Genomic DNA, 12,605 nt, shown 5'->3' on the forward strand with positions numbered 1-12,605 from the left:
TCGTTTACCCCCTGGCGCTGGAGCGTACCGTGACCCGACAACGTTTGATTATTGCAGCGCTACTCGCCATTGCCATTGGCGTGTTTTTTCTTAGCGGCGCCCATCAATGGTTCACGCTAGAGACCCTAAAGGCTTACCAAAACGACTTTCAATCGGCGTTTAACCAAAACCCGTGGCAGGTGGCTGGCCTCTTTTTTGCCGTCTACGTGGTGATGACCGCCCTCTCTTTGCCGGGAGCCACGCTGCTGACACTGCTGGGCGGCGCACTGTTTGGCCTTGGCTGGGGGTTGTTGATCATCTCCTTCGCCAGCGCAATAGGGGCGACCTTGGCCTTTTTGCTCTCTCGCTTTCTGTTTCGCCACCCGATTGAGCAGCGCTTTCCGCGCCAGTTTGAAGCCGTTAATCGCGGCGTAGAGCGTGACGGCGCTTTTTATCTGTTTATGCTGCGCCTGGTGCCGGTGTTCCCGTTCTTTATGATCAACCTGGTCATGGGGCTAACCCGGATTAAAACCGTTACTTACTACTGGGTGAGCCAACTGGCGATGCTGCCAGGTACAGCGGTTTATGTGAACGCAGGCGGGCAACTGGGAGATTTGGAAAGCCTCGCGGGTATCGTCTCGCCAACGCTATTAGCCTCTTTTGCATTGCTGGCGGTTTTCCCCTGGATTGCCCGGCGCATCGTGCTGCTGATGCAGAAGCGCAAAGCCTACACAGGCTTTACCCGGCCCGACCGCTTTGACTACGACATTGTGGTCATTGGTGGCGGTTCGGCGGGGCTGGTCACTAGCTACATCGCTAGCGCCGTGAAAGCCAAAGTAGCGCTGGTGGAAAAACACAAGATGGGCGGCGACTGCCTGAATACCGGCTGCGTGCCCTCCAAGGCGTTAATACGCGCTGCCCGCGCTGCTCATGAGATTCGCAACGCCTCACGCTTTGGGGTGACTGCCGGTGAACCCCAGATTGATTTTGCCAATGTGATGGGCCATGTGCATCAAGCGATTAGCGATATCGAACCCCACGATAGCGTCGAACGCTATCGCAGCCTAGGCGTTGAGGTGTACCAAGATCACGCCACGCTTACCTCGCCATGGGAGATTCAGGTGGGCGATAAAACCCTTACCGCTCGCCATATCGTTCTGGCCACGGGTGCTCGTCCTCGAGTGCCACCCCTACCGGGAATTGAGAGTGCGCCCGTTTTAACCTCTGAAAACCTTTGGTCACTAACGGAGCTGCCCAAACGCTTAGTAGTGCTCGGTGGCGGTGCCATTGGCTGCGAGCTAAGCCAAAGCTTTGCCCGCCTGGGCAGTCAAGTGGCGCTGGTCGAAGGGCTTTCTCAGCTGTTAGGACGCGAGGATCAGGAAGTCGGCGCACTGGTCGAAACGACCTTAGCGGATGAAGGGATCAAGGTGATGACCGACGCCAAAGCGCTGGAGGTTCTCAACGACGAGGCAGGCTATCAACTGGTGGTCATGCATCACGACGAGCGTAAGCTGCTTCCTTTTGACTATTTAATGGTGAGTGCGGGCCGCCAAGCCAATGTGGAGGGCTTGGGGTTGGAGGCGTTGGGGATCACGACGACCCAAGCGGGGACGTTAGAGCTTAACGAGCGTCTGCAAACCCGCCTACCTAATATCTGGGCCTGCGGTGATTTAGCGGGGCCTTACCAACTGACGCATGCGGCGGCCCATCAGGCGTGGCACGCTGCGGTCAATGCGCTGTTTGGAGAGCTCAAGAGTTTTGCCGTGGATTACCGGTTTATGCCTGCGGTGACCTACGTGCAGCCGGAAGTGGCACGGGTAGGATTGAATGAGAAAGAGGCCAAAGCAAAAGGAATCGCGTTTGAAGTCACCCGTTACGCCATGAATGAGAGTGACCGCGCCATTGCCGAAGGCGCTACCGCAGGCTTTATCAAAGTGCTCACCGTGCCCGACAAGGATAAAATCCTGGGGGCGACCATCGTTGCCGAGAACGCCGGCGAATGGCTGGGTGAGTTTACCATTGCCATGAAACATGGACTGGGGCTCAACAAGCTGCTGGGCACCATTCATCCTTATCCCACGCTTGGTGAGGCCGCCAAGGCCACCGCAGGCGTATGGAAGAACGCCCATAAGCCTGAACGGGTATTGAAACTGCTGAAGCGCTACTTCACTTGGCGTCGCGGCGAGGCAAAATGACCTGTCCTATCAAAAAGCTGTTACTCATTGGGGCGGGCCATGCCCACGCCTTTGTGCTGGAAGCCTTTGCCCAGCAGCCAGACTCGAATATCGCGATTACGGTGGTGAGCGATAGTCCGTTGGCGGCTTACTCCGGCAGTGTACCGGCCTGGTTGGCAGGCGAATGCACGCTACGTGAAACGCAGATTGATGTGGCGGCGTTATGCCAGCGGGCCAACGCGCTTCTCATTCTCTCTCCGGCGAAAGCCATTAACCTTCAATCACGCTGTGTGGAGCTGGCAGATGGCGAGTGCATCGATTTTGACGTTGCTTCGTTCAATATTGGCTCTACCCTGACCCTCCCTGAGCAGCATGGCGAACAGCTTCCCCACCTGCTGGCCATGCGTCCACTGAGTTCGCTGCATTATCGCTGGCAGGCGCTGCAAGAAACGGTCAACGCGCTTCCTCCTGGCGGCGACTTAAGGGTAGTCAGCGTTGGTGGCGGTGCCGCAAGCTGCGAAACGTTGATGAGCGTATTGGCTCAGTTGCGCCACCAGCGTCCCGATATTGACTGGCAGGGACATTTACTTAGCGCCTCGAATGAGCTGCTGCCCGGGGCAGGTCGCTTGCCACGCTGGTTAATGCGGCACGCCTTGTTACGCGCGGGCATTAACGTGTTCCAGCAGATACGTGGAGCGGCATTGGTAGACGGGGGCGTATTAACACACTGCAACGTACTCATGCGTGCCGATATCGTGCTGTGGGCCACCGGCGCTGTTGGCCACCGCTGGCTTTCTGAGACCGCGCTTCCACTGAATGATCAAGGCTTTATTCAGGTAGAAAAATCGCTGCAGGTGGTGGGCCAGCCGGTTATCTTCGCCGCGGGGGATTGTGCGGCTTTTGACCCGCCGCTGCCCAATGCGGGCGTATACGCGGTACGCATGGGTCCTCATTTGGCGGACAATCTTCGCCGGGCCTGCTGCGGTGAATCGTTGGCTGATTGGCAGCCACCCAAGCGCGTCCTGGCCCTGATTGGCACCGGTGACGGTCACGCGATTGCCAGTCGAGGAAGCTTTGGAGTATCAGGAAAGTGGGTATGGGAATGGAAAAAGCGGATTGATGCGCGCTTTATCGCCCGCTTCAATCCGCCTTTTGAGGGCTAACTGGCTACCTTAGTTACCTTCGCGCCAGCCGCCTAACACCCGACTATCCGGGCCAAAAAAGACCAAGCGGTCATGATCAATCAGGTAACGGTAAGCGGTTTCCATCATATCCGTGACGCGTTTGGCATCATCCATTTGCGGGCATGCCATACGTGTAGTGGCCAACTCGCTAAACTCGATGCGCTGATTTTCCCCTAGCGTCACCTTACCGGTAAGGCGGTTACAGCCATCATGGCCACTAACGCTACCATCACGAGATATCTGGAAAAATGGCGTTTCCGGCATCGACAGCCGCTCATCGGTGCCCACCAACAGTAAGTTCCAACGCTGATCAACAATGGCGCCGGAAAGCGAGGAACCGCTCGACCCTTGCGGCGATGTGCTTGGCCCTGGCGCACTGCTACAGGCGCTTAACAAGAGCACAGTGGAGGCGAGCAGTGGCAATAAACGCCAACTTTTCTTGGTCATGGTGAATCGTCCTTGTTTGCTAGCCTTTCTGGAATAGCTACCAGCTACCGGTATTTTCCATCGACGCCCAGGGTTCTTGCGGCTCGAGTGCATCGCCTTTTTGCAGCAGTTCAACCGAGATACCATCTGGTGATTTTACAAACGCCATGTGGCCATCGCGAGGCGGACGATTGATGGTCACACCGTTGTCTTGAAGCTTTTGGCAAAGCGCATAAATATCGTCGACGCGGTAGGCCAAGTGACCGAAGTTGCGACCGCCCGAATACTCTTCTGGATCCCAGTTGTAAGTCAGCTCTAGTTCAGGAGCGGTGAGACGCGCCGAGCGCGCTTCATCAAAGGAGGCGGCAAGGAACACCAGCGTAAAGCGGCCCTTCTCGTTTTCTTTACGACGGACTTCTTTAAGACCCAGCAGATCGCAGTAAAAACGTAGCGAAGCATCTAGGTCACTCACACGTACCATGGTATGTAGGTATTGCATATCGACTCCTCAAAAAACGACCGTAGCCATACTTTACAAAAACGTGACAGCGTACATAAAACGCCGCAACGCTGTACAATTAAACCATAACGTTTATCTTAGCTGGGTTTACCCGTCGGAGAAACCTGTGGATTCAGTCACGCAAGCTGCGCTTGGCGCAGCCATTGGTGGTGCCGTGTTGGGTCGGCGCTTGGGCCGAAAGGCCATTCTCATTGGCGCCGTGCTGGGCACTCTGCCTGATCTTGATGTGATAATCGATTACGGCGATGCCGTGGCCAATGTTACCGAGCATCGCGGCTTTAGCCATTCACTGTTTATGCTGACGGGCTTGGCCACGCTGCTGGCACTACTGAGCGCACGCTTTGTGCCTATCAAGGCGATTAGCCTGCCCCGCTGGTGGTGCTTTTATACACTTATTCTGGTCACGCACCCGCTGCTTGATGCCCTTACCACCTACGGTACCCAGCTGTTGTGGCCACTTGATGTAACGCCTGCGGCCTGGCCGATCATTTTCATTATCGACCCGCTTTATACCCTTGCCTTGCTCATCGCCCTGGGATTCGGTTTGGTCACTTTGCGGGTAAGAAAGGCCTGCACTTGGGGGCTGGCCATCAGCTGTGTTTATCTGACCATGGCGGCTGGGGCGAAAGTAATGATTGAACAACGTATCGCCCCAGTGCTGGCGGAGCAGGGGCTACAAAAGGCTCCCCTGCTGATTCAGCCAACCCCGTTCAATATTGTGCTATGGCGCGCCACGGTGATGGATGGGGATCGCTATTATGAAAGTTTGATCAGTGTGTTTGACGGTAGCAACCCGCCCCGCCTGGAACCGCTGATTCGTAACGCAGCGTTAGAAGCCCCTCTTTTGGCCAGCTTACAAGGGCAGCGCTTGGCGTGGTTTGCAGGGCCTTTTCTGCGCTATGAAGAGCGTTGGCTGGATGGTAAAGAGACGCTTATTGCCACCGATATACGGCTCGGTTTTCCGGGGTTTCATCCGTTTAGTTTCACCCTGGCTACGTTAGAAGAGGAACGCTGGGTACCGCTGGCGGTGAGCGAACAAGTGGAAAGTTCGCGCGGCCTTCATATGACAACGCTCTCCCGGCTTGCCGCTCGCGCCGCTGGCAACACCTCGGCCCTCTGCGCCAGCGACTTTGTGGCGCGAGAGTGGCGGGCCGAGCGTGTTATCTATCGTTGCTAAACCAAGTTACTCAACCAAGCTGCTAAACCCATTAGGGAGCAATGCCTTGGCCACAGCCACTATATTGCTCCCCACCGTAGGTCAGCGTGACCCTGGCAGGGAAAGGCTTACCGCTCATGTCGTCAAAGCAGGCGCCAGCTTCAATGCGAACGCGGAAGAAAGGTTCCACATCCGCGTTTTCAATGACGACCCTGCCTGCTTCGTTGTCCATCACGCTAATCATATAGGGTTGTTGAACGCGCTCTTCCCCATAGTTGAGTTCCATCGTCAGTGTTGGCGTATCGTTCGCCAAGGCAACCGACCAGCCGGGTTCATTGCCCTGCCCGCGGAACATTATCCCGGGGTGATCCTTCCGGGTTGAGGCATCACGGCTAGCGGCCAGCTCGCACTTGAGTTGACCACGAGGCGTTTCTACCAATGCCTGCTCACCGCGATTCCAGAAGCTGATTTCGCCGTCTTGATAGCGAGCACCGCTGGCCACCACCGCTTGCGGCAAGCGCCAGGCGCCATGCAGCGACCAAAGACGCAGCGTTTCGCCGTCGACAGCGGTGATTAAATTCTGGCGCGCTGGGCTACAGTGCCACGCATCGAAGCGCTGCGCCGAGCCGGGAAAAAGTGCCGAGGGTAAAAAAGGGGCTCGGTTCTCCAGTGTGGCCTGGTTAGCTGTCGTCGTTTCGGCGGAGGGCGTCGCTGCACAGCCTCCGATAACGACCGCCATGCCTGCTGCGACAATGGCGCCACCCCATGCGTGTAACCTCTTCATTCAGCGCGCTCCCTTTGTGTCTAGTGCTCTTGCTGTCTGTATCGTTTATCCGCGTTTGAACGCCTGCAGGTCATGGGTATCAATACGCTCCACCTGCGGGGGCAACCCCAGCGCTTCGCGTTTGATCTTAACCTGCATTTTTTCAGCCAGCCGCTCCGAATCGTCGTCGGTGGTACGCCCGTTAAGCTCTGCCAACTGCGCCATGCCTTGGTGATAGAAGGTGAGTAGGTCCAAGGCTGTGCGATTATTCTCTTCCACTGCTTTACGCAGCTGGGAAAGGTAACCGCTGACTTGCGACAAATGATGTTTGAGCTGCCAAACATAGCGTACTTCGGTCATCCACGGGCGCTCACGCAGCACGGCAAAAAGTGCACTGGTGGCCAGTAACCCAAGTAGTACGCCAAGGGCGTTGAGCCAAAGACTGCTGCCAAAGGTGGTCGTGAGCAGCATGGAGAACAGCAGGCCAAAAATAATCAGTTGCCCTGCCATGGCAAAACTGATCATGCGGGCTTTACGGCGGTAGGTCTCAGGGTCGTGATCTTCTAGGGCAAATACCATGGCCAGCCTCATCATCAAAATAAGTTACTTATGATACGGGGCTGGCCATGGCAAACAAGTACTAGTGTTAGCGAGACTTAACTCAAACGCTCCGCGGCTGTTTTAAGTAAGTGCTCGGTAGTCTCCCAGCCCACGCAGGCGTCGGTCACCGAAACACCGTAGCGCATAGCACCTGGCTTGAGCGGCTGCTTGCCTTCGAATAAATGGCTTTCCAACATCAATGCCACCAGATTGGCTTCCCCCGACTGGCGCTGGGCGAGTACATCCAGCATCACTTCGCTCTGGCGACGATGATCCTTACGTGCGTTAGCGTGGCTGCAATCCACCATCAGCCGTGGGTTTTGGCCCGCGTTACGTAGTGCGGTGGTAGCAGCTCGTACGTGCTGAGTCTGGTAGTTGGGTTCACCGTGACCACCGCGCAGTACTACGTGGGTATGTGGGTTGCCAATGGTTTGCTGGACGATCGGATGGCCTTGAGGATCGACGGCAAAACGCTGGTGCGGGTGGGCCGCCGCACTCATGGCATCAATCGCGACTTGAACGTCGCCACTGGTAGCATTCTTGAACCCCACCGCCGCGGCTAAATCACTGGCCAGCTCCCGGTGCAGTTGCGATTCAGTGGTGCGCGCGCCTATCGCTACCCAGCTCAGCAAATCGTCCAGATAAGGTGCCAGCATCGGCTGCAGAAGCTCGGTGGCCACCGGCAGGCCACGCGCCGCCACGGCGTGCATCAGTTCACGGGAGAGCGCCAGGCCGCGGGGCATATCGCCACTGCCATCTAAATCAGGATCGTAGGCCAGCCCTTTCCAACCCACGGTGGTGCGGGGTTTTTCAATGTAGACACGCATCACGGGTAATATCTGCTCGCTCACTTCTTCACTGAGCGCTGCCAGGCGGTCGGCGTACTCAAGCGCGGCATCAGGGTCGTGCACTGAGCAGGGGCCGACCACCACGAGTAGACGGTCATCGTGACCGCTTAAGATTTGCTGTACAGCGTGACGCTGGCGGGCAATTTGCTCACTTAGCGGGTCGCTTAACGAGATACGCTGACGCAGTTCGGCGGGGGTAGGCAGCCTTTTAGAGGTGGTAGGCGTAAGCTGCGAAGTGACCTGGGCAGTATTGACGGCTGGTTTATTTACAACAGAGCTGATGGGCGCATTCATGATTAATTCTCCGCAATCGTACATCGTTTGACTAGGTGACCACCCAGGCGCACGCGGTCGGAGGTGGCAGCTAGCACCGACCGCGCGTCGCTAAATCGCCAACCATAGCCATAGCCCACATAGCCGGTAGCGAACGCGTTAGTCAGTCCACGATAAATCATGATGCTGCTCCTTGATGAAATAGTGATGAAAGTTAACCAAACCCGTTAGTAGCAGGGACTAAAAACGCCAAAAGCCCCGGCGGGGTTACCGACCGGGGCTTCTGTGCTTGCGGCAGGCAACCGAGTGGTGTGCCTGGTGGCGCGACGTTAGGCGTCGGCCAAGGGCACACCGTGGCTAAACCAATACCAATAAGAGCCTGCGCTACCCATGAGCACGCACACGCCATCAGCCATGTCTGGCAGTGGTTTCATCGTGTGTGGCGTGGTGAGTCGCTGCATGTCTCTAGTTTCCGTTAGTAATGGCTCGCCCGAAAGAATCGTCCGCTAAGGCTGCCGCAATGATGTTGTGGTTTTTATCCTGCCTGCAAGCGTTGCAAATGGCAACACTCAACCGCTAAAAGCTTGTACCCAGCCAATCGTCGCGGGCAGTGCTGCCATGCTAACCAATACCACTATGCCGAGAAAAATGGATAAAAAGCCAGATTCGTCTTTATAGTCTTCGTCGTGATGGGCCATGTTAGCCTCCTTTTTTATCAACGCTATATCAGGGGAGTCTCAAAAAACCTGCGGCCATATTAAGTAGTTCGAGGGGCGTAGGCAAACACATCCGAAAACACTCGCTCAAGCTTCACGCCTTTCGTCTCGAGCACATCCAAGCAGGCATATACCATGCCGGGTGAACCCGAGATATATACATCATGGGTGTCCAGCGTTATCTCTGCGTCTTTCAAGACTTGGTCAATACGCCCCTGGTGGTGGTTGATCCGCTCGCCCACTGCCATCGGCTCTTCTAACGGAAGCTCGGTCACTGCATGAAACGAGACGTTAGCATGGGTTTGCGCCCACGAACTCGCCAATTGCTCCAAGTACAGGTCGCGATGTTCACGCGCTGCCCACCATAGCGAAATTTCACGCTCTGGCTGCTCGTGGAGTACTGCTTCAATAATCGCTTTCATCTGCGAGAAACCGGTGCCAGCGGCTATCAGCATTAATGGCCGCTCGCTCTGACGATCCAACACGCAATCCCCACACGGCAAACGCAAGGTAAGCTGGTTGGCCACCTGAAGCAGCTCACGTAACCGCGCTGAGTTATCCCGCTCTGGCCAGTGTTGGATATGTAGTTCAATGATGCCATCACCCCGTTCAGCGCTGGCAATCGAAAACGGTACCCAGGTTGTGTCGTCTATCTTCAGTTCTAAATATTGCCCCGGCGCATGCTGCATGGCTTCGGCGCGCCCGGCTAGCGTTACGCCAAACACATCGGGGTTTAAGTTCTCAACCTCGGTGACTTGGCAAGTCAACGTCCTTGCACTCATGAAAGCCTCTTTTAACAAATTCGGTCAGCGATACGCATGATCAACGGCTGTCTTCAGTCTATCAAAGGCGAGAGGGCGGTAACGCCAGGCCAATGCCCAGTGCTTCCCAGCGTTCATCTACCCGCGCTTTAACCGCTTCGTCCATCACAATAGGGGTGCCCCATTCGCGATCGGTCTCTCCCGGCCACTTGTTGGTAGCATCAAGCCCCATTTTCGAGCCAAGGCCTGAGACCGGCGAGGCGAAATCGAGGTAATCGATCGGCGTATTCTCGACCATGACGGTGTCCCGTGCGGGGTCCATCCGCGTGGTGATCGCCCAGATCACGTCTTCCCAGTTACGCGCGTCCACATCGTCATCCAGCACGATCACAAACTTGGTGTACATAAACTGGCGGAGGAAACTCCAGACCCCCATCATGACGCGCTTGGCGTGTCCGGGGTACTGCTTCTTCATCGTCACGACCGCCATACGATAAGAGCAGCCTTCCGGTGGAAGGTAGAAGTCGACAATTTCGGGGAACTGCTTACAAAGGATCGGCACAAACACTTCGTTCAACGCTAACCCAAGGATCGCGGGCTCGTCCGGTGGTCGCCCGGTGTAGGTCGAGTGGTAAATCGCATCACGGCGCATGGTCATGCGCGTGACGGTAAATACCGGGAAGTGGTCGACCTCATTGTAGTAACCAGTGTGGTCACCAAAGGGGCCTTCCGCTGCCATATCATCCGGGTAGATAAAGCCTTCGAGAATAATCTCGCTCGATGCAGGCACATCAAGATCGGCGTGGCCGCACTTCACCAACTCCGTCCGCGAACCGCGAAGCAGGCCCGCAAAGGCATACTCTGAAAGTGAATCTGGCACAGGAGTCACGGCGCCCAAAATCGTCGCCGGATCGGCGCCCAACGCCACGGCTACCGGGAAAGGCTCGCCAGGATGGCTTTTTTGGAACTCCAGAAAATCCAAGGCGCCGCCACGATGGGATAGCCACCGCATAATCAGCCGGTTCTTGCCGATTTTCTGCTGACGGTAAATCCCTAGATTCTGCCGCTTTTTGTTCGGCCCTTTGGTAATCACTAGTGGCCAAGTCACCAGCAGCCCAGCATCGCCTGGCCAGCAGTGTTGAATCGGCAGCATGCCAAGATCGACCTCGTCGTCTTCATACACCACTTCTTGTACCGGCGCATGCTTGACGTTTTTGGGGCCCATACTGAGCACTTGCTTGAAGATCGGCAGCTTGTCCCAGGCATCTTTCAAGCCCTTGGGCGGATCAGGCTCCTTGAGGAAAGCCAACAGCTTACCCACTTCTCTTAGCGCTTCTACCGAATCTTGTCCCATGCCTAGCGCGACCCGTTTGGGGGTGCCAAACAGGTTGCCCAACAGCGGCATGTCGTGGCCTTTGACGTTTTCAAACAGCAACGCTGGGCCACCGGCACGCAGCGTGCGGTCGCAAATTTCGGTGATTTCCAGGTAAGGATCGACTTCGACGTGGATACGCTTGAGTTCACCCTGCGCTTCAAGCGCCGCGATGAACTCGCGCAAGTCTTTATACTTCAAGGCACGCTCCCTGACTGGCGAATGCGCCGCGTTAGCGGCGCTCTTTTGGACTACAAGCTAGCGGCGCTCTTTCTAAGACCAGCTAGCGGCGCTTCATCGCTTCAAAGAACTCAAGATTGGTCTTGGTATCTTTCAGACGGTCAATCAGGAATTCAGTGGCGGCGGTGTCTTCCATCGGATTGAGCAGCTTGCGCAGAATCCACATGCGCTGCATTTCATCCTCAGAGGCCAGCAGGTCTTCACGACGGGTGCCACTGCGACGAATATTGATCGCCGGGAATACGCGACGCTCGGCCAGTTTGCGGTCCAGATGGGCTTCCATGTTACCGGTACCCTTGAACTCTTCGAAGATGACTTCGTCCATCTTGGAGCCGGTGTCGACCAGCGCCGTGGCGATAATCGTCAGGCTGCCGCCCTCTTCGATGTTACGCGCCGCACCAAAGAAGCGCTTCGGCTTTTCAAGGGCGTGGGCATCAACACCACCAGTAAGCACCTTGCCGGAGCTGGGTACCACGGTGTTGTAGGCACGCGCTAGACGAGTAATGGAGTCGAGCAGGATGACCACGTCTTTCTTGTGCTCAACCAAGCGCTTGGCTTTCTCGATAACCATTTCTGCCACTTGCACGTGACGCGCAGGCGGCTCATCGAAGGTCGACGCCACCACTTCGCCACGCACGGTGCGCGACATTTCAGTCACTTCCTCAGGGCGCTCATCGATCAGCAGTACGATCAAATGACACTCTGGATTGTTACGCGTGATGGAGGTCGCGATGTTTTGCAACATCAGCGTTTTACCCGCCTTCGGCGGCGATACCAGCAAACCACGTTGGCCTTTACCAATCGGCGCGGTTAGATCGATGATCCGCGCGGTAAGGTCTTCCGTGGAGCCGTTACCGATCTCCATACGCATGCGATCGTCTGGGAACAGTGGCGTCAAGTTCTCAAACAGAATCTTGTGCTTGGCATTTTCCGGACGGTCAAAGTTGATTTGACTGACCTTCAGCAGGGCGAAATAACGCTCACCCTCCTTCGGCGGACGGATTTTGCCGGAAATGGAGTCACCCTTGCGCAGATTGAAACGGCGGATCTGCGAAGGCGATATATAAATATCGTCGGGACCGGCGAGATATGAGCTGTCAGCGCTACGCAGGAAGCCGAAGCCATCCTGAAGAATTTCCAGCACACCGTCGCCGTAAATATCCTCGCCACTTTTGGCGTGTTTCTTGAGGATGGCGAAAATGATGTCCTGCTTGCGCGAACGGGCCAGGTTATCAATACCCATTTCACGGGCGATATCGAGGAGCTCGGGAACGGTTTTTTGCTTGAGTTCAGTGAGATTCATCGGTGTGTTAGAAAGTTGCTCATGGAAGCTGGGCGCCAGGCGCCGGGAGTATGACAGGAGGCGTGAAAGTGACGCCGTGTGATGCGTTCAGACCCCGGTAAAGGCACGCGCTCGAAGATGAAAGGAACGGCGTTGGACTTAACTAACAACGCTGCTGCTAGTTGTTATTAAGACTCAACTCGAGGGTGCTAACACTTGTCTACTCTGGTTCACACAGGAAGAGTGGTTGAACCAGTGGGCTATCTGACGACTTGGAATTCTGGCTGACGCTAACGGGATAAACAATGAAT

General features: G+C 56.0%; 14 protein-coding genes. 3 read left to right on the top strand and 11 right to left on the bottom strand.

Features of this window, described 5'->3' with window-relative positions:
- The first annotated feature begins 29 nt into the window (after positions 1–29).
- Together CXF87_RS16475 and CXF87_RS16480 are read left to right on the top strand one after the other, a co-directional pair.
- Positions 30–2,174: an FAD-dependent oxidoreductase gene (locus CXF87_RS16475; protein ID WP_101147389.1), complete on the top strand. Its 2,145-nt coding sequence runs from the start codon at positions 30–32 to the stop codon at positions 2,172–2,174.
- A complete protein-coding gene (locus CXF87_RS16480) occupies positions 2,171–3,316 on the top strand; it encodes an FAD-dependent oxidoreductase (RefSeq protein ID WP_101147390.1) in 1,146 nt (381 codons plus the stop codon). The genes CXF87_RS16475 and CXF87_RS16480 overlap by 4 nt, the downstream gene beginning before the upstream one ends.
- A gap of 9 nt (positions 3,317–3,325) precedes the next feature.
- On the opposite strand, the gene CXF87_RS16485 is transcribed toward CXF87_RS16480, so the two are convergent.
- Together CXF87_RS16485 and gloA are read right to left on the bottom strand one after the other, a co-directional pair.
- Positions 3,326–3,784, bottom strand: coding sequence for an META domain-containing protein (locus tag CXF87_RS16485; protein ID WP_101147391.1), 459 nt, complete (start codon positions 3,782–3,784; stop codon positions 3,326–3,328).
- Positions 3,785–3,821: 37 nt separating this feature from the next.
- Positions 3,822–4,262: a lactoylglutathione lyase gene (gloA, locus tag CXF87_RS16490; RefSeq protein WP_101147392.1), complete on the bottom strand. Its 441-nt coding sequence runs from the start codon at positions 4,260–4,262 to the stop codon at positions 3,822–3,824.
- Between the two features lie 127 nt (positions 4,263–4,389).
- Here gloA and CXF87_RS16495 point away from each other — a divergent pair, with 127 nt between their 5' ends.
- Positions 4,390–5,460, top strand: coding sequence for a metal-dependent hydrolase (locus tag CXF87_RS16495; protein WP_101147393.1), 1,071 nt, complete (start codon positions 4,390–4,392; stop codon positions 5,458–5,460).
- Between the two features lie 31 nt (positions 5,461–5,491).
- Here the strand turns inward: CXF87_RS16495 and CXF87_RS16500 are convergent, their stop codons facing one another.
- The 9 genes from CXF87_RS16500 to rho all read right to left on the bottom strand — a co-directional run bounded on the left by CXF87_RS16500 (position 5,492) and on the right by rho (position 12,315).
- Positions 5,492–6,223: an MliC family protein gene (locus tag CXF87_RS16500; RefSeq protein ID WP_101147394.1), complete on the bottom strand. Its 732-nt coding sequence runs from the start codon at positions 6,221–6,223 to the stop codon at positions 5,492–5,494.
- A gap of 45 nt (positions 6,224–6,268) precedes the next feature.
- Positions 6,269–6,781 (bottom strand): DUF3087 family protein, encoded by a 513-nt coding sequence (locus CXF87_RS16505; protein WP_101147395.1) that lies wholly within the window; start codon positions 6,779–6,781, stop codon positions 6,269–6,271.
- 77 nt (positions 6,782–6,858) lie between these two features.
- Positions 6,859–7,944: a 3-deoxy-7-phosphoheptulonate synthase gene (locus tag CXF87_RS16510; RefSeq protein WP_101147396.1), complete on the bottom strand. Its 1,086-nt coding sequence runs from the start codon at positions 7,942–7,944 to the stop codon at positions 6,859–6,861.
- Positions 7,945–7,946: 2 nt separating this feature from the next.
- The gene (locus CXF87_RS21800; protein ID WP_198556120.1) at positions 7,947–8,105 is read right to left on the bottom strand and encodes a hypothetical protein; all 159 of its coding nucleotides are present in this window, start codon (positions 8,103–8,105) and stop codon (positions 7,947–7,949) included.
- A gap of 147 nt (positions 8,106–8,252) precedes the next feature.
- A complete protein-coding gene (locus tag CXF87_RS22305; protein ID WP_269801109.1) occupies positions 8,253–8,384 on the bottom strand; it encodes a hypothetical protein in 132 nt (43 codons plus the stop codon).
- Between the two features lie 108 nt (positions 8,385–8,492).
- Positions 8,493–8,621 carry a hypothetical protein gene (locus CXF87_RS22310; RefSeq protein ID WP_008959857.1) on the bottom strand — a complete coding sequence of 43 codons (129 nt, stop codon included), beginning with the start codon at positions 8,619–8,621 and terminating at the stop codon, positions 8,493–8,495.
- 59 nt (positions 8,622–8,680) lie between these two features.
- Positions 8,681–9,421: an NAD(P)H-flavin reductase gene (locus CXF87_RS16515; protein ID WP_101147397.1), complete on the bottom strand. Its 741-nt coding sequence runs from the start codon at positions 9,419–9,421 to the stop codon at positions 8,681–8,683.
- Between the two features lie 61 nt (positions 9,422–9,482).
- Positions 9,483–10,973: a 4-hydroxy-3-polyprenylbenzoate decarboxylase gene (gene ubiD / locus CXF87_RS16520; protein WP_101147398.1), complete on the bottom strand. Its 1,491-nt coding sequence runs from the start codon at positions 10,971–10,973 to the stop codon at positions 9,483–9,485.
- 82 nt (positions 10,974–11,055) lie between these two features.
- Positions 11,056–12,315: a transcription termination factor Rho gene (gene rho, locus CXF87_RS16525; RefSeq protein ID WP_007111700.1), complete on the bottom strand. Its 1,260-nt coding sequence runs from the start codon at positions 12,313–12,315 to the stop codon at positions 11,056–11,058.
- Positions 12,316–12,605 lie beyond the last annotated feature (290 nt).

The sequence above is a fragment of the Halomonas sp. MES3-P3E genome (genome assembly GCF_002836035.1).
In the GTDB taxonomy this organism is placed as follows: domain Bacteria; phylum Pseudomonadota; class Gammaproteobacteria; order Pseudomonadales; family Halomonadaceae; genus Vreelandella; species Vreelandella arctica.